Raw genomic sequence first — 17,089 nt, 5'->3', positions numbered from 1 at the left:
GATTTTACTTTTTTGATCAAATTGCTCCATCAGATTATTCAGGAGTTTTTCTATGCATTCCCAGCGATTGGCCATTGCAGACGAAAATTTTTCCAATTTCAAAAAATTGGGACGGATTTATTTGTGCGATCGTCAGGAAATTGCCTTCACAGCCCGTGAGTTGGCTGGCGAATTTATGTCGCTTATCGGTGAGTCAAACATCAAAAAATCTATTGATGCTAGTTTCAGAAATATTTTCACATCGCATTATTATGCCCATGTAGATCTCTGTTTAGCTGATATTTGCACCGCCGAATTCGAGAAAAATTTTGAGCGTGATTTATCTGGTGAACTATCCAAATTTTATTTTGAAGGATCCTTATCGTGCCCGAATTCTGAAAAAAACTGTTTTTCTGAATCTAAAGCTTTTTTCGAAAATTCAGTTTTTATGCGGGTTTGTCGTGCCGTCCGCGCCTATGGACTGGAAATGCCAAAAATACGGGAATTACGCGATATTTTGGCATTTCCATTCTCTGATTGGCCGGATGAGGCGAAAAATCTTTTTTACGGTGCGTTGGCGCGTGTCACTGAGCCGAATTTTTGGGTAAAAACCTTGTGGCGTATCCGCTGCCACTGGATGGGGTGCAGGGACACTGCGCGTAATCGCGTCCATAAAATGATTTCCCCATATATTTCTGTCCGAGCTCTTCGAGAATTTGCAGATGCTCAGCAGAGGATGAAACATTTTCTTGAAAACAACGATATGGAATCTGACGGCGACAGAATTTCACTGGAAACCGCCTACAATTCTGGTAATTCCTGCCCAAAAAACCGTCGAACCGAACTAATGGTCCGTTTGCGCCACACGGGGGAGTTTTTCACCTCCGAGGGATTCTCTGGGTGGTTCTTAACCATCACCCTCCCGTCGCGGTATCACGCAAACACAGTAAGTGGTCGTGAGAATCATCGTTGCACGGTTATTAACCCCCGTGCGGGTCAGGAGGAGCTGTCACGAATTTGGCGCAACATCCACCGAAAATTCGCCCGTGATGGCATTTTTTCTGCCGGATTTCGAATGGTGGAACCGAATCATGACGGTACACCACACTGGCATTGCGTGATCTGGTTCCGTCCGGAACAGGCTGAGGGCGCATTAAAAATTTTCCGTGATCGTTATTGTGCGCAGGATTATCAAACGATCGCACACAATCCATCGATCCGTTTCAAATCCCTGCCTATCGACCCCGAGCGTGGCGCAGCCGCCTATTGTGCGGCATATGTGAGCAAAAACATCGATGGGTTCGGGTTAGATGGAGATTTAGAGGCTGGCCTATCCGCTGTTGACGGCGCAACCCGTGCGACCGCCTGGGCGAGGCTGTACAGAATTCGGCAGTTCCAGCAATTTGGCTGTGTAGGCGCGACAGCATGGCGCGAACTGCGCCGCCTGCGGACAGCACCGGCTGATTGTGATCCAGTTCTGCGGGATTTCTGGCAGGCCGCTGATGCGGGGGATTTTGGGCAGTTTATCCGCCTGTCACGGGAGCACGGTGGCGTGAGTTTATACCGCGCTGATGCCGATTTTTCTGGTTGCGAGTTGAGAAATCAGTGGGGCGAAAAAACGACCAAAATTCGCGGTATCTGTCTGTCAGCGTCCCCGCTAGTTCGTGTTCAGACCCGCACGCGTGACTGGGTGATCGTACCCAAACAGACCAAACAGACTGAAGGTTCGGCGGTTTCTGTCGCCGTTCGCCCTGATGCTGTTAGGGCGTGCGGGACGCGCGCCCCTTGGACCAGTGGGAATAACTGCCCGCACACTGATGCTGCGGTTCAGGCCGATTCCGATTTTTTTATCCATCACACCCACAACAACTATGACGAGGTCCCGGATGGAATTGCCCGATTACGAATTTGATGATTTTTTAGACGAGTGCGGGATTTTTGTCAGTGGGTACGCCGAGGGGCATTACGACCTGCGCATTGCCACTGTAGACGGCGAGTTTTTTTTCTGCATCCCAGAGGAGAAACTGACTGATTTTATAAGGAATTTTTTCAGTGGGAATGGAACAAATTTTTTTGATTTTAATTTCTGGATCGATGGTGAATACCTCGGGTGCCGCCCAGAGGCTGACGGGCTGATCGAGATCGGAATCGGCTCGGAAAATGGTCTCGAACTGTCTATTTTTTGCCCCGAATCCGCGTTTCAGGATTTCCCGCAGGCGTTGCTACAGGGGCAGTGGGCGAAATTTCCGATTTTTTTATGGCCAACATCGGGGGAAATGGTTGTCTGGCTGCGTTCAATAGATGTTCAAATTTTATAGGGGATAAATTATGTCGTTGTTATTACAGGGTAAATTTCTAGGTGCTAGAAATCGTGAATTCACTAACGCCTCTGGTTCGTATTCGTTCTATGAGCTGGGCGTCGAAAACCTGCGCCCAGATGGCTGGGGTGGTCAGCAGTCGGTTCAAACTGCCGTCCGCATCCCGAAAAAATTTGTTGATGCTGGAATTCTCGATAAATTTCAGCGTCTTGTAGGTAAAAATGTTCTCGTTCCTGTCTGGGTAGATGCGTATACGGGGAAATCTGGCGCGGCTGTCCAGATAACACTGGAATCGGATTTGATCGATGTCCTGCCAGACCAGAAATAATAGTTTTGGGAGGGTGAAAAATGATAGATGCGATTTTTTATGGCGTGGTTCTCGCAGCGGCGGTTTATAGAACTGGGGATTTTTTAAAAAATTTTTTCATCGCTGTTCGCGCCCATTACTGGGGGTGACGTATGAGTGAGTTGTGGGCGCAAAATAACGATTTTTTCTTTTTTGCGTTCAGTAGCGTTCTGGGTCTCTGGCTCGTATCCCATTGTTGTGGGGTACTGCTGCGACTAGTGCGGTTCGGCTAGAAATAGCCAGAAATTTGTTTATCAATCAATTAATTAATCTGGGGTATTTATTATGAAACTGAAAAATATTTTTGTATCTGTAGCGGCCGCATCTGCGGCAATTCTGGCTCCGAGTGTCGTTCTGGCCGCTGAGGGGGCGTCGGCAGCGCTGGATTTTTCCGGCGTCACCGCAGGGTTTAGTGTTACTGCGGTCGTGACCGCAGTGATGGCGATTGCCGCCGGATTGATGGGCCTGTACCTGTCAATTCGCGGTGTCCGGGTGATTATGGCGTTAGTTCGCGGCGGGAACTAATGCCGCAAGGGAGGGCTAGTCCCTCCCAATTTTATTATTTTCATGAGGTGCGGGATGGATTGGCAAATGATTTTTTTCCTCTGGGGACTGGTCAGTGCCTGGGCCGTCATCTGTGGATTGAGGGGATTTTAATGTGTGAGCTGATTTTTACTGATTCCGGCCAAAAAGGCATCGTTCTACTGGTCGCAATTTTTTTTATGTTCCTCTTTTTCGTTTTGATTTTATTAAAATGGTGAAAAAAATTGTTTTACTGGCAGCGGGGATTGCACTGTTCTGCGCCGCAGCTCACGCGATCATCCCAGCTCTGGTCATCGGCGCAGAGACGATCGGCGGTTTTGCGCTCAGGTCGGCCATTTCACGAGGTGCGGCACAGATGGCCGTATCTGCGGCAGAGCGTCAGGTTTTGATTAATGGAACAAAAACCGCGTTAAATCAGTCTGTTGCGAGGCTAGCTACGGGGCACGCGAACCCAACTCGACTCCAGCTCGCTAACGGTGCGTTTTCATGGGCGATCATAGGGGATTCCCTACTGAAAATTGGCGACGAAATTTTCGGTTCAGACCCCAACGCAGGGATTTCGTCCAGCCCCGATATTAAAACCGTTGATAATGGCCGAAAATTTTATATCGGTGCGGGGAAAGGTGGTAGCGCCCCGATTTTATCGGGCGACCATCCAGAAAATCTTGTTCTGTCGGCCTACAGATATAGGTCGGAAAACGGTGCACTGTACTGTCCGAGCGGTGCGCAATGCACCTACGGCTCAGGCCTCCGGATGAATCGTGTCACCCCCTCCGGCGATGGGCGATTCACCCAGTACGAGGCGGGGTATGACATCACCTATGGCGGTAAAACTGTTTCGCTCGGAGAAATTTTTTCCGTTCATAAAAATTCTAGTTATGATCAAAACATAGTCCCAACATCGCCGGATATCACAACAGCCCAGCAGGAAAACGCCAAAAAAACGCCTCTCAATTCCCAGCAGATGGCCGATACGCTCAATGCGTTGCTGCTGGATGCAGCCAGCCAACCCAGCTATCAGGGGATCCCGATTTCCAGCGGTCAGCCGTTTGTCACGGCGCAGGACATTCTCGATGCCGCCGCCGCCGTTGGCCGTCCCAGCCCGACACAGGCGGAATGGACTACCCCGTGGTCTGACCTGCAACCAGAAACGCAAACACAGCCACAGCCCGAGCCAAATCCTCAACCCCAGCCGGAGCCGCCCGCCGTTCAACCAACACTGGACAGTCCGCCAGACGGAAAAGCTATTTTAGCGCCTCTAATTGGGGCATTTTCTGAATGGGAAAATTTTTCAGTTGGTTCTCGGTCAGCTCAATGCCCCGTGGCTGAATTCACTATCTGGGATAAAAATTTCGTCGTCGATTCTCACTGTGGATTGATTGAAAAAAATCGGGAGCTAATACGAATTTTTTGCCTGATTTGTTGGGGGTTTGCGTCATTCAGGCGCGTGATGTCTGCCTAATATAATAGAGGGTTTAATAATGTTAGCTGCACTATATGCGGGAATCTCGTTTATTTTTCGCTCAGTAGTAATGAAATTCGTGGTCATGTTTGGCCTGTTTTTTATCGTTCAGGAATTTTTTCCGATTCTGCTGTCATTAGTAAATGTTTCTCCACTGCCGCTGATTGAGTTATTTGGTCAACTGCCTGATTCAGTTTGGTATTTTCTAAATTTATTTCAGGTTCCGACTGGAATCGCGATGATGGTTTCCGCAATTATCGCGCGATTTATTATCCGCCGAATTCCATTAATAGGATAAATATCAGTGGCAATTTCAGCATACGTTGGCGTGCCGGGCAGTGGAAAAAGTTTCGAGGTCGTGAGGTCGGTGATAATCCCCGCAGTGGCTCAGGGTCGACGGGTTGTATCGAATGTTTACGGTTTGAACCCTGAGAAAATATATGAGCACATCAGGAAAAACCATAAAACTGAAAATATGGGCGAGGTTGTCCATGTCTCCAATGAACAGGCTCAGGATGAGTTATTTTTTCCCTATAAAAACGCTTTGACCGATGGGAAAAATACATTTTGTCAGGCGGGTGACCTCATCTGTATAGATGAGGCATGGCGAATTTGGGGTTCTGATTCAACCGTCCCTCAAAATCATCGCTCGTTCATAGCTGAGCACCGTCATTTTTCCCACCCTGAAACAGGCGTGACCTGTGATCTGGTAGTCATAAATCAATCGATTTCTAATCTGCCTCGATTTATCCGTGACCGGACAGAAACCACCTACAGGATGACAAAACTGAAAAGTCTCGGTCTGAGTTCGATGTACCGAGTCGAAATTTTTGGGGGCGCAAAACTCACTAAAACTGAGCGAGTCTCAGTCAAAAACTATCGTTACGACAAAAGAATTTTTCCTTTATATCAATCATATGACGGTAACGGTTCTGAACAGGTTGTTGATAAAAGGCAGTCAATTTTTTCAAATCTGACCCTGTTGATCACTATCGCAGTGCTAATTATTTTAGTGTCAGCGGGAGGCTGGTATTTGTGGGGATTTTTTCACCCAGAGAATAAAAAAACACCCGTTCACCAAAATCAGCCTGCGGGAACGGCCAACCAGTCCCAGCAAAACCCCACCGCTCCTGCGCCTGCGCCGATTGCAGCCCCAAAAATTTCAACACAGTGGCGTGTCTCTGGAGTAATTCAGGACAAAAACGGTCGATTTATTGTGCTGTCTGGCGTTGATGGCCGTCAGCGGGTCGAACCGGCCGCGGGGTTTGTTGTGAGCGGCGCGATTGTGTCAGGCGTGTTAGATGGCGAAATTGTTACCACATGGTCAGGGAGTGCTAAATGAAAAAAATTGTTTTGTCGATGCTGTTGGCGTTTTCATCCCCATGTTTTGCGGCTGGGTCTGGGGTTGATTTCGAGCTGAAATCTTTCGCGGTTCCTGATGCGCTGTCTGTTTTTTACACGCAAATCCTAAAAAAACCGTTCCGGCTCTCGCCTGACGTGGTTGCCATGCCGGAAAAAATATCATTCAGGTTGATGCCCGAACAGGACGCCAGAAAATTTTTAATCGACTATATGGCTGATATTGGTTTGGCGGTAAAAACCAAAAACGGCGTCGATTTTTTCTATAAACCAGCTCAGGTTGAGAAAAAACTAGCGCAATTCTCATACACTTATCAGCCTCGTTACCGTTCGGTCGAATATCTGGCCGCGCAATTGGCTCCGATGGCGGGCGAGGGTGGGAAATTTAACTCCTCGGCTACTGGTGATAAAAACTCTCCAGATTCGTTGGTGTTTTACGGCACTCGGGCTGAAATTAGGCGTATTACCGAGGCACTGCCTCTGGTCGATGTGCGGGCGGATGAGGTTGTTGTTTCTGGATATGTGTATGAAATTCAGAGTAATTCTCGTGATGGCTCGGGGTTGCAACTGGCGACTAACCTGCTGAATTCAAAACTAAATTTTCAAATTGGTGGTTCTGATTCTCGAGGTTACGACAATTTCCTAAAAATCAGTTCGGGGTCGATGTCGGCTCTGATAGAGTTATTCAAAACGGACACGCGTTTTACCACCGTTTCCTCGCCAACACTGAGAGTCCGTTCAGGCGCTAATGCAGTTTTTTCGGTAGGCAACTCTACGCCAACGCTAGGGAATACCAGTTTTCAGGGACAGTCGGCGATACAGTCGGTTGTCTATAGGGATGCAGGGATAATTTTTGATGTAGCGCCCGCAGTCCGGCTGGACGTTATTGACCTAAAAATCCGGCAGGAACTCAGCAATTTTGCAGCCACGCAGAATGGCGTGAATGGCTCGCCCACGCTGATAAAAAGAGAGATCTCTACCGACATATCTCTGGTCGATGGCGACATAATTTTATTGGGTGGTCTGGCGGATGATAAAAAAACATCCTCAGAAACTGGCTTTTCGTGGTTGCCTTCATTCACCAGTCAGGGTTCTAGTGCAGATAAAACCGACATTCTCGTCGTTCTACAGGTCAGAAAAATCCGCTGACCGCTCACCGCAGCGCCCAGCGAGGAGGGCGGTCAGTGGGTTTTTCCCGCTGTAGCACATCGGATTTTTCGGCGTTTTTTTGTCCTGAAGTCCTGAGTGGTTGCATTTAATTAATTGAATTTAAATGGCTTTAATTTTCTGTCATGCACGGCATCAGGGAATTCTATTGCATGTGCTGTAGAGGGGATTTTTTGGGGGGCACTGATGTCTGTAAAAAATCGCGTTCGAGATAGGCTGCCTAGTGGGCGCATGAAATCCCACAGGCGCGTTGGTGAAAAATTCGCCAGTTGCGCCAGATTTTTCGATAAATCGCCAGGCTGGTTCCGAAATATGATGGGCACGCGACCAGAACGTCGCGCGGTTAGACTGTTGTTAAAATCGGGTGCTGACCCTGACGGAATTGCGTTCCCAGCCAGAAAACGGCCTGCGGTGTATTGGTGGTGAGTAAAATGCAGAAATACCGTGCTCGTCAGGCTGAGAGAATCGCAGCTATGATCCGAGCTATAGATGAGGGAAAAACCACCATCGTGTCATCGCACACGCCGCCATGGAAAATCATCCGATGTGTTTTAGCGGAACGCCGGACGGCGCAAAAATTTATTTTTGGGCTGTGCGGGGTTGGCCGCAGGCTACAATCTAGATGATTCTCCCGCGCTGAATTGATATTCAACCAATTGATATTAGGTGGTTCATATGAAATTTTCAGGGCGAAATCCCGCAACATACGATGTCGCCAGCCTGAAACAGATGAGCCCGTTGGAGCGGAAAACCTACGAGATGGCACAGCTAAAAAACTCATTCGATGCCGCTGTTGAGGATGGTGCGCTGCGAGTTCAGGTTGTATCAGAGCGAGCCGTGGAATTATTCGAGGGCGATGCTGGTCTGGCTGAGCGCTGGCTATCAGAGCCGAATCGCGCACTGGAATGGAAATCACCCAATGAAATTTTATCCAGTCAGTCGGGAATCGACGAGGTGCTCAGACTGATAACGCAGTTGCAGCATGGCGTATATCGATAAGCAGTTTTAGGGGTATAATTTCAAAAAGACAATTCTGTCTAATCATTATAATCCACATATACGGTAATACAGTTTCTCAGATAAGGTATCAGGTATTAAATCTTCCCATTCGCTTTTTGAGTTATTACCCTTGTAAATCAATTCCTTATGGTAATTAAAGTGTGTTTCATTTATTAATTTCATTTTTCGCTTATGACAATCAAAGAATACTCTTGCTATCTCTGTCTCTATTTTCATTTTCTTTTCTGAATCACAGATTTGATGTTCATCAATAGACATATAGAAAGGTTCTTTATTACATACGTTTAGCGAGGGGGAGTTTATTCTATACCATGTCGATATAATATCACCGTCAATAACGCCTCCTTTGATATAAATTTCGGCTCCTGATTTGGTTTTATAAAACACCCTCCATTCATCGAAATTCATAAATTCTTCTGACGTGAGAGACATAGCAAAAAATGGTGTAAGTATCATTATAATTAATAGTTTAACTCGCACGTACAGCCCTCCGTGTCTGTGTTTCTTAGTTGTGTAGAGTGCCGCGAAGCGGTTCGGGGTTCAGTGACACTCAAGCCAGTGTAGCACTAAGTTTATCTCTATTGAGAAACAGAGGCCTACATCTGCGGAACAGAAGCGCCAAAACAGCGCGTAGTTAGTACAGTGTGAATCAATCTCTGTCTACGATAACATTGATCGTAATTTTAAGTCGGCAATTAGGCAACATTGCCTAATTGGGGTTCGGGCGTATGAGACGGAAAATCATTTCTCGTAATAAACAGCATCTAACTCGCTTGCTAGGCATGGCTATGCGCTGGGATTGGCCGTTGAGTTCGGTTGTTAATTTTTCGACCGACAGTGCTGAATCCAAAAATGCGCAGCGTCTCGCACGGCGTGGAAAATTGCTGCCTGACTGGGAACGAGTCGAGCCGTGGGGTGAGGAATTTTTGCTGCCGTTCGCTGGCCCGAGCGGGAAAATCTATTGTTATCAGATTGTCAGCCGTAGGGATGATAACTGATGTCAGAAAAAGTATTTTGCCGGATGCGGGGATTTGCTCCGTGGGATGGCCAGTTTCTGCGAACGCCTCTATTGGTTCGCATAATGTATATTATGTTAAATAACCTCCATGGGTCTTTTACTTCATGGTTCTCTGGTGCAGCCACAGAAATCAGCATATTGTGAATTTTGAGATACCTCCCTTTTATTGCATTAGGTCTGTCGTACATTTACTTCACCTCATGCTGATTGTTGGGTGTTTCTATGTACTCACTTACCCAGATTGTAAGTTCAAACGGCCGAAGGCTCTGGATTCTGATGGATGTAAAAATCTGTTTGCCAGCACTTTATCCGCTTAGGTATCTAGTTGACCATCTGGAGTATCGTTCGCTTTCAACTCAATCAGCTTCCCTCCAAGCGATTAAGTTTTTTTATGAGTTCTGGTTCTTGAAGCATAGAGCTACATTCTGCTCTTCGGTATAACGTGTCTTTTTCATGCCGGATGACCTCTTTTTGACGGAGAAGAAAGGCCGAAAACTCTACTTTACGCCGGTACTGAACAAAGGGAAGAGATCACATAGGCTACCTGATCGCTACTTATGTATCTCCGTACTATCGAAATGAAACGCCAAAAGAATTGTCTCGTCATGCATCCCGTCTCAACACTCGTTTGCTGATATGCAAAGAAGATTTTAAAACTCTGGAAAGAAGCAATCAGCGGTATTATTCTCGAGTCATTCAAGGGTTTCAGAGTATGACTGGTGATATGGTTGAAAACGTATATCGCATAGTCGTACCAAGCTCAAAACATAAAAATAACTTTCTAAACCCCTTCCCTTCTGGATTTATTCAGTTTCGCAATTATTTAATTATGCGGTTAATGCTCAACTATGGGCTGCGTGTTGGTGAGCTGTTATTGTTAGAGTGCGCGTCGGTTAAAACTAGTATTAAAGGAGATAAATTTAGCTTAAATTGGTGGCCGGTCAGAACTCATTTCCCCATCTCCCGCTGTTGGCTTGTTTAAAACCATCTCCTCTATGTATTTATCAATTGATCTATTCTTTTGAACGCATTGATTTGCAGTGTTATGCAATGAATGCCACCAAATTTTTACCTCATTATCATTTTTACTCATATGTAGCAGATGACATTTCAAACACAGGAATATTTTCAAATATATCCTTACCATTATTCATAAATACTGTGGATGACTCTAGTGCATCAAGGGTCAACCATTTCCATAAATCAATAGTATATTTTGATTTTGCAGCAGTAGTACTTCGTCTGATAAGCATTCGACGTTTAATTTCTATCACATCACTTAAAGATAAGTCATGGTCAATTGCTATGCCGACTATTTCTTTAACCAAACTAATGGACTTTGCACTATAAGTTTCTAATAAACCAAATTTTTTGACATGAAACAATGCTCTTTCATATTCAATTGTATCAGGTGCATAGTTTATATCAAAATAAATAACATTATCCCTCCCGGAATACGTAGCTATTAACCAGTTGTGATTATAAAAAAGATCGAATAAGGGATGGATTAATTGTTTTTCTTTTGTTAATGAATAATATTTTGATTTAGTACGATTACAATAATCACATGCAGGTATAAGATTATTGTACGATATTGATAAGGAAGGAAAGATATCTTTAGGTAAAAAATGATCTAGTGTGCTCGCCTCACCAACATGACAAAGCAGACATTTTCTATCAGGACTGCGTTTAATCAACTCATTATAATATTTTCTAGGTTGGGTTCTTTTTTTTGATAATCTTTCATTATATAACCTTAACAACTCAACAGAATCGTAACTAGGAAAACTATCGCATTCTTTATATTGATATAGCAATCCATAAAGCGCGTACAATTTATATATTTTGTGACACCCTCTTAAATACCCACCCTGATCTTTTTCTTTTTGTGTAAAATCTCTTTTACATCTACCTATAACACAACTTTTATATACATCATCAAAAATAATATGCATTATATTACCCTTTATGTTTCATTGCAGAGTAAACAACGGCACGACCTTCTAAGCCAATTTGATCATTATAAACATTAAAAAGTTCATTGGCGGTTCTGTATAATTTAGAGTCCTTTTCAAGCAATGAATAAAAACCAGAGTTTCTGACATCAAGATTAAACACCTCAGACGTAATTTCACCTACTCCTTCGCCAAATGTTTCAATTGAAGGGCGTTGGAAGTCTGTATCGTCCTCACTTGAGCGAAACATTTTCCAAATACAAGTTCTCGGAGTTTCTTGTAAAATCACAGGGCAGTGGGTAGCAATCACGGCCATTCCATTATTTATTTTAAGAATTTCAGACAACGTCCGAACAAAAGCAGACAATAATGGTGGGTGCAAATGGTTCTCAGGCTCATCAAATATGCATATAGTTTTATTTTCAATTAACTCAATAACATGTGTTATATAATAAATAACCGCCGCGTGCCCAGAACTTAGTGACTTAAATACTTCTGTAGACTCATGCGTGAACTCCTCTTGAGTGACTGTCATAAGCTTAGATAGTCCTAAATCACTGAAGTTTATATCAACTTCTAAGGATTTTATAACTTCAGACCAGATTTTATTTTTAATTTCAGATCCATAAATACAATTATAAAGTGAGGCAGAAAAATCTTTCGCTAAATCATTATTGATATCTTTTAGCTCTCCACTATCTTGTTTATAAAGACCAATGTATTTTTTCTTTGTCTGAGTTGTACTAAACCTGACTTCATTAAAACTAACCTTTTCAAAAGGCTTATCAAAGACACTTAAAGAAAAATACAACAACAATCCAAAATCATAGACGGAAACAGGCTCTCCATTAGTCTTTGTTACCACATTATTGTTAATGTCTATGTTTTCAACAATAGTTCTTAATAAGTGACTCTTACCAACACCATTCCGTCCAATAATTACATGAACATTTTTAGGTGGTTTTGAATCAGATTCAACAACAAATTCTGGAGACACACCATTCTCATAATTAACTCGAAAACCAAAATGCCTTAATGAAACACCATGTTCCAATATATCACCGAACTGCTCAACGCTCGAAATACTCACGTATCGAGTAAGTGAATCAATAAAAACAGTCTCAGCGTGAACATCTTCGAATATATTTCTATCATAAACTACATCTTTCAACCCAACTAAAATTTTCACTTGTAAATCCTGAGGTAGCTTCCTCAATTCTTTATAATACTCGGGAGATTGACCTAGTGAAAAATAATTATCAGGCAAATTTTCAAATTCGTTATTTAGGCTTTTATGCGTATGAACTGACTTTTCCTGGTCTTTATACCCTATTTTTATCTCACCGACCTTGACCACTCTGCCGTCAAAGGAATAACTTAATATAAATGATGTTTCAAATGAAAAATCATTCCAATTCGTTATTGGTGATAAATATAGTGAAAGTGTCTGACTTAACTGAGTAGGACCAATTTTTATAAACACATAAACTCCTTGTGATTCCATTTAAAAAAAATACCTAAAATAATTTTTTCAGTGGATTTAAATTTACAACATCCTTAAGATGCTTTGATGGAAAATACGCATATCTCATTGTTTCACGAATATTAGAGCGGTCGAGAATCCTTTGTAATATAAAGGTATTCCCGCCATTCAACATAAGTGCGCACTAAATGTGTGACGTAACATATGAGTTTTCTGTACTTCAGCAAGCAAAAGCATTTTTTTGAATTCCCGATAGCAAGGCTTAAACATTCACTCTTGTCTCGTAGATAATTTTTCGTAAAGCCATTTTTGAATCGGAACGGTGCGATTTTTTTGCCTTTAGTTTTTGTGAAAGCCAGTTTGTAGCGCGAAAATTAAGGCCGAGTTAATCGTTCACCCTCACCCCAGCACGCACCTGTAGCCAAACAAATTTCGGCAATCTGCGTGAGGTCTTCTTGTCCATACTAGTGACATGCCAGTAACAGTTACGGGATTGTAAAAGTAGACAAAGGACTGAATAAACTCATTAACATGAAAATTTCCTGCTAAGCAGTGAATTTATCTTGCGCCAGAAAAACCAATCAACTTGGACAACGCTACCGCCCTCAGAATCATCAGTTCTGATTAGGTATTACCGTATCTGAATATCACTGAAATTCATGATTTTTCAATCGCGCAATAAGATATTACCTAAAATTGGCAGTCTTGGATATCCGATTGTGGAGAGAAATGGTTTGTATAGCCGGTTGTCAGGAAATGCTTTGAAGAAGAAGACTTTATGTTAGTTCACGAAATCCTCCGAAAGTGAATTCAGCTTTACACTTAAAATTCCAAATTAAATCAAATGGATACAAAATTTATATTTTATGAACTGGATTCTCGCTCAACATAAGTTAAATTTCCTGTTGTGATTAATAAGTTCATAAGCATTCACAAACTTCTACCAATCATACACTTAACTCATGTGCTCCCTTCCTCCCTGGTCGATGGCCCCATATAACGACTTATCATGATGCACCACACTCTGTCACCGAAAGTAAATTGGCAGGGTTTCTGCTGACCGTATCCACATTGGAATGAACTGCGCTGAGTTCAAATGTGAGTACCTAAGTTTGAGCTTTTCATAAAATCACCCTGCCCGGCAAACTTGCAGGGTGATTGAAGTCACTATAGTTGCTTCAGAGGGTAAGAATTAGATGTGCTTGAACCGTCGCTGTATACCTCGGTGATGATAATTTTTTTACCATTAATGGCATATTTTACAGTGCCGTCTGCCGGATTATCTCTCCAGCGTCCGGAACTGTCAGGGTTGTCAGATGCCCACATGACTTGATCGCCTATGAGTTTGCATTTAATGGCCCACCGAGTGCTATCACTCTGTCTGATATAATGTACGTAGGCTATGCCTGATTCCACTTTATCAAGTTTCATGATCTTATGGTCACGGCCAAACATTGCTGCGGAAGCAGCCTTACAAATCTGCCCTACAGTGACTTCAGAAGCATGTATTGGGGCACTAAAAATCAGCGGAAAAAGAAGTAAGAGTTTTTTCATCAGGTCCCATCCGGTTTGTTTATCTTTGTGAGCGATGTTGGTGCTCTTCCGTTTCATTAAATAAAATGAATAATCATATATTACTCAGTTATTAATGATAGTTTGTAATTAACGCTAGGGATATTGTTTTTGTATGCACCTTATCCTTCCTGAACTTTGACTAGAGTGATAATGATAATCATGGAAATAATTATTAGTCTAAGTTGATTTATAAAAATAGCTTGGAAGTTATCACTCCAAATGTATATGTTTAATAGGTTTTGATTGCATAAATCATCACGTTCAGTAGACCGCATTTAATAAATAAACAAGTCTTAGCTATAACACATTGATTACACAAGTAAGAAATACCAAAAAAGAAGGTTCCGACCGTTAGTGCTTTGTGACCTAACGTCGAAATCTAAATGCCCCGGGCGAATCTAATTCTATTAGAGGGTCGCTTGAGGAATAAATTTATTATTTCTGAAGGAATCCAAACATGGCAGACAGAACTAACATTACCAAAAATAACTTTTTCGCATGGTCTCTGTACACGGCTTATCGTAACCCCATTACGATTGGAAACTGGGTTGCCGCCGAATGGCCCGGCCAGGCGATTTCCAGTGCGCAGGATATGCAAAATGATATTGATTTTCGCATCGATATGCTCATCAATGCTCTGAACGTTGCAATTGCCAGCGCCGCCAATTGCAACAACTGGGTTCGTTACTTTGTTGTGCCAGAATTCTATTTCCACAGTGCCCACGGCCCATATCCTGGACTGACGATCAACGGCAACTCTGCTTTTGAATACTTAATGAGCCAACTTAGTATGCGTGTTAAAAACACGCTTGCAGCGTCCTCAGAAGCAGGCCGAGACTGGGTGATCTGCACGGGTAGTGTACTGACCACAAATATTACCGATATTAAGCAATTTCTGAATGGGCCAGAAGTCCAAAAGCGTCTGACGGCGTTGAATGCGGCCTATAATAGCTCGCTGCAAAAAAACGCCTCTCCCGAACCAACAGCGCACATAGGGTTGATGCGGCTGAAACCACTTGAGACAGTATTATCCCAATCCAAATCCAACACTAGTTATGATGAGTTAAACGCGTTGGTAAATTCATACCGACAGGATCCGCTCTGCACCGTGCGCAATCGTGCGGGGATTCTTGTTTACAATGGTGGTCCCACTGGCAAGATTTTGTCTAATATCGTTGAAAAACAGGCTGAGTCTACTGTTGACCTGACTTTAGGTGTACTCCTGAACGGTATGATTGATACCGGTGGGCAGATCACAGAATGGCTGGCCAATTATCCCCCTGTCAGCATACTAAGTGGCGATAATCAGGGAACAGGTACTGGTATCTACCGCAAGCCTGGGGCCCGAATGCCTATTGTTTCTTATGGTCAAAATGTCGAACTGGGAGTAGAAATTTGCCTAGATCATCGACTACAACGACTTCGTCGCACCGTGGAAATGGTGGGTAATAGCCCTCTTGATATTCAGCTTGTTCCCTCGGGTGGCATGCAGCTCCTGGACTACGGCATCGCCGGTGGAAGTAGCGGCGCTATTTTTAACGCAGATGGCTGTGACTATATCCTGGATCAATACAATGCCAGCGGCAAACCCGTCATCACTACAGATGGTCAGCCTAGTAATGGCACCGCCAAACAAGTTATCACAGGGGTTTATACCTCGTCTGCCCAAACCCGATCCGAGTCTAATGGCATCGCTTATTTTAGCCATAGCCAACTGGCCTATCGCACGACCGATGTCGGCCCAGCGGGCTATGTGAACCCTGAAGATATAAACAATCCTGGCGGTATTACCTTTAGTGGTGACGCTTCCAAACCGGCTAACGCATACCTCGACTTATATAATTCGCCAGTAATAACAGCGGTAACCTCTTCTAATCCGGCTGTTAATGACTACTTCACTGCTGGTCTTGGCGAGGTGCATCAATACTCTCCGCGAGGCTGATTGACATAACGATTCTCTTTTACTCGGCTGGGCCTCTTGCCCAACCGGGTAAAAGATCCACGGTCAACGGAAAAAATGTGAAGGCCTCGACCAAGACCGATCAACGCATGGTTAATCCGCCATCAACCGAAATTGACTGGCCAGTGACAAAAGAAGATGCGTCGCTGGATAACCACAGAACCACATCAGCAATTTCATCCGCTCGGCCATGACGCTGCATTGGCACACTTTTAACCATCGCATCCAGAGCCTCTCGCTGACCTGAAGCCGCCATACTTTCAGCCATTGGTGTCCAGATTAACCCAGGACATACGGCGTTCACTCGGATATTACGGGCAGCGTACTCAAGAGCCGCGCTTTTGGTCAGTCCTAAAACACCGTGTTTTGCTGCATGGTAATTTGCCCGTTCTGCGCCACCAACAATACCGCCAACCGATGAGCAGTTTACAATGATGCCACTCCCCTGCTTACGCATCTGCTGAAGCTCGTATTTCATGCATCCCCAGACACCGCGTAGGTTCACCGCGTTGACGCGATCAAAATCTTCGGCTGTTGCATCGGCGATCTCTACCAGTACATTCTGAATACCCGCGTTGTTGAATGCGATATCCAAACGACCATAAGCAGCAACGGTTTCATGAATCATTGCTTCAACGTCTTCGAGATTTGCTGCATTACAAGTGATAGCCTTAGCGTTGTATCCTCCCGCGATGAGATGGTTCGCCGCAGCATGTACTGCTTCTGAATTAACGTCTGCCAGTACGACAAAAGCGCCCGCTTTTGCGTAGGCCTGAGCGGTGGCAAGACCAATACCTGATGCCGCACCAGTAACCAAAGCGACTTTATTTTCAAATGAAAAAGTCATATATAATCCTCTGATTATTTTCAAATGTGTAAACGGGTTATTCAAATTAACCGATAT

The 17,089-nt window shown here is 44.0% G+C and carries 17 protein-coding genes and 1 pseudogene; 12 read left to right on the top strand and 6 right to left on the bottom strand.

Features of this window, described 5'->3' with window-relative positions; genetic code table 11:
- Window positions 1-52: 52 nt before the first annotated feature.
- From HP572_RS08760 to HP572_RS08720, 10 genes are all read left to right on the top strand, one after another.
- Window positions 53-1,891 carry a replication endonuclease gene (locus HP572_RS08760; protein ID WP_240585360.1) on the top strand — a complete coding sequence of 613 codons (1,839 nt, stop codon included), beginning with the start codon at window positions 53-55 and terminating at the stop codon, window positions 1,889-1,891.
- Window positions 1,866-2,297, top strand: coding sequence for a hypothetical protein (locus tag HP572_RS08755; RefSeq protein ID WP_240585359.1), 432 nt, complete (start codon window positions 1,866-1,868; stop codon window positions 2,295-2,297). The genes HP572_RS08760 and HP572_RS08755 overlap by 26 nt, the downstream gene beginning before the upstream one ends.
- A 10-nt stretch (window positions 2,298-2,307) precedes the next feature.
- Complete coding sequence (locus HP572_RS08750; RefSeq protein ID WP_240585358.1) at window positions 2,308-2,625, top strand: DNA-binding protein; 318 nt, start codon at window positions 2,308-2,310, stop codon at window positions 2,623-2,625.
- A 303-nt stretch (window positions 2,626-2,928) separates the two neighbouring features.
- Window positions 2,929-3,168 carry a hypothetical protein gene (locus tag HP572_RS08745; RefSeq protein WP_240585357.1) on the top strand — a complete coding sequence of 80 codons (240 nt, stop codon included), beginning with the start codon at window positions 2,929-2,931 and terminating at the stop codon, window positions 3,166-3,168.
- A gap of 229 nt (window positions 3,169-3,397) precedes the next feature.
- A complete protein-coding gene (locus HP572_RS08740) occupies window positions 3,398-4,648 on the top strand; it encodes a hypothetical protein (protein WP_240585356.1) in 1,251 nt (416 codons plus the stop codon).
- A gap of 19 nt (window positions 4,649-4,667) precedes the next feature.
- The gene (locus HP572_RS08735; protein WP_240585355.1) at window positions 4,668-4,946 is read left to right on the top strand and encodes a DUF2523 family protein; all 279 of its coding nucleotides are present in this window, start codon (window positions 4,668-4,670) and stop codon (window positions 4,944-4,946) included.
- 6 nt (window positions 4,947-4,952) lie between these two features.
- Window positions 4,953-5,990 carry a zonular occludens toxin family protein gene (locus HP572_RS08730; RefSeq protein WP_240585354.1) on the top strand — a complete coding sequence of 346 codons (1,038 nt, stop codon included), beginning with the start codon at window positions 4,953-4,955 and terminating at the stop codon, window positions 5,988-5,990.
- Complete coding sequence (locus tag HP572_RS08725) at window positions 5,987-7,156, top strand: type II secretion system protein GspD (RefSeq protein ID WP_240585353.1); 1,170 nt, start codon at window positions 5,987-5,989, stop codon at window positions 7,154-7,156. The genes HP572_RS08730 and HP572_RS08725 overlap by 4 nt, the downstream gene beginning before the upstream one ends.
- Before the next feature lie 204 nt (window positions 7,157-7,360).
- On the top strand, window positions 7,361-7,600 hold the full coding sequence (locus HP572_RS23000; RefSeq protein WP_102119551.1) for a hypothetical protein: 240 nt from the start codon (window positions 7,361-7,363) through the stop codon (window positions 7,598-7,600).
- A gap of 249 nt (window positions 7,601-7,849) precedes the next feature.
- Entirely contained in the window at window positions 7,850-8,173 is a 324-nt protein-coding gene (locus tag HP572_RS08720; protein ID WP_102119552.1) for an MbcA/ParS/Xre antitoxin family protein, read from the top strand.
- Window positions 8,174-8,218: 45 nt separating this feature from the next.
- On the opposite strand, the gene HP572_RS08715 is transcribed toward HP572_RS08720, so the two are convergent.
- Entirely contained in the window at window positions 8,219-8,602 is a 384-nt protein-coding gene (locus tag HP572_RS08715) for a surface-adhesin E family protein (protein ID WP_240585352.1), read from the bottom strand.
- Window positions 8,603-8,922: 320 nt separating this feature from the next.
- Here HP572_RS08715 and HP572_RS08710 point away from each other — a divergent pair, with 320 nt between their 5' ends.
- The gene (locus HP572_RS08710) at window positions 8,923-9,192 is read left to right on the top strand and encodes a hypothetical protein (protein WP_146003436.1); all 270 of its coding nucleotides are present in this window, start codon (window positions 8,923-8,925) and stop codon (window positions 9,190-9,192) included.
- A 1,105-nt stretch (window positions 9,193-10,297) separates the two neighbouring features.
- Here the strand turns inward: HP572_RS08710 and HP572_RS08705 are convergent.
- The 4 genes and pseudogenes from HP572_RS08705 to HP572_RS08690 form a co-directional block, all read right to left on the bottom strand.
- A complete protein-coding gene (locus tag HP572_RS08705) occupies window positions 10,298-11,167 on the bottom strand; it encodes an HNH endonuclease (protein ID WP_240585351.1) in 870 nt (289 codons plus the stop codon).
- A gap of 4 nt (window positions 11,168-11,171) precedes the next feature.
- The gene (locus tag HP572_RS08700) at window positions 11,172-12,650 is read right to left on the bottom strand and encodes an AAA family ATPase (RefSeq protein WP_240585350.1); all 1,479 of its coding nucleotides are present in this window, start codon (window positions 12,648-12,650) and stop codon (window positions 11,172-11,174) included.
- Between the two features lie 34 nt (window positions 12,651-12,684).
- Window positions 12,685-13,114, bottom strand: a pseudogene (locus tag HP572_RS08695) (tyrosine-type recombinase/integrase); the annotation flags it as partial.
- Between the two features lie 703 nt (window positions 13,115-13,817).
- Window positions 13,818-14,204 (bottom strand): hypothetical protein, encoded by a 387-nt coding sequence (locus HP572_RS08690; RefSeq protein ID WP_095701909.1) that lies wholly within the window; start codon window positions 14,202-14,204, stop codon window positions 13,818-13,820.
- Between the two features lie 478 nt (window positions 14,205-14,682).
- Here HP572_RS08690 and HP572_RS08685 point away from each other — a divergent pair, with 478 nt between their 5' ends.
- Window positions 14,683-16,167 (top strand): hypothetical protein, encoded by a 1,485-nt coding sequence (locus HP572_RS08685; protein ID WP_240585349.1) that lies wholly within the window; start codon window positions 14,683-14,685, stop codon window positions 16,165-16,167.
- A gap of 100 nt (window positions 16,168-16,267) precedes the next feature.
- Here the strand turns inward: HP572_RS08685 and HP572_RS08680 are convergent, their stop codons facing one another.
- Window positions 16,268-17,032, bottom strand: coding sequence for an SDR family NAD(P)-dependent oxidoreductase (locus HP572_RS08680; protein WP_240585348.1), 765 nt, complete (start codon window positions 17,030-17,032; stop codon window positions 16,268-16,270).
- Between the last annotated feature and the right edge of the window lie 57 nt (window positions 17,033-17,089).

This window comes from Pectobacterium sp. PL64 (assembly GCF_022477975.1).
Lineage (GTDB): Bacteria > Pseudomonadota > Gammaproteobacteria > Enterobacterales > Enterobacteriaceae > Pectobacterium > Pectobacterium jejuense.
The sequence above is the reverse complement of the archived record's forward strand: the minus strand, read 5'-3'. Positions and strand labels throughout refer to the sequence as shown.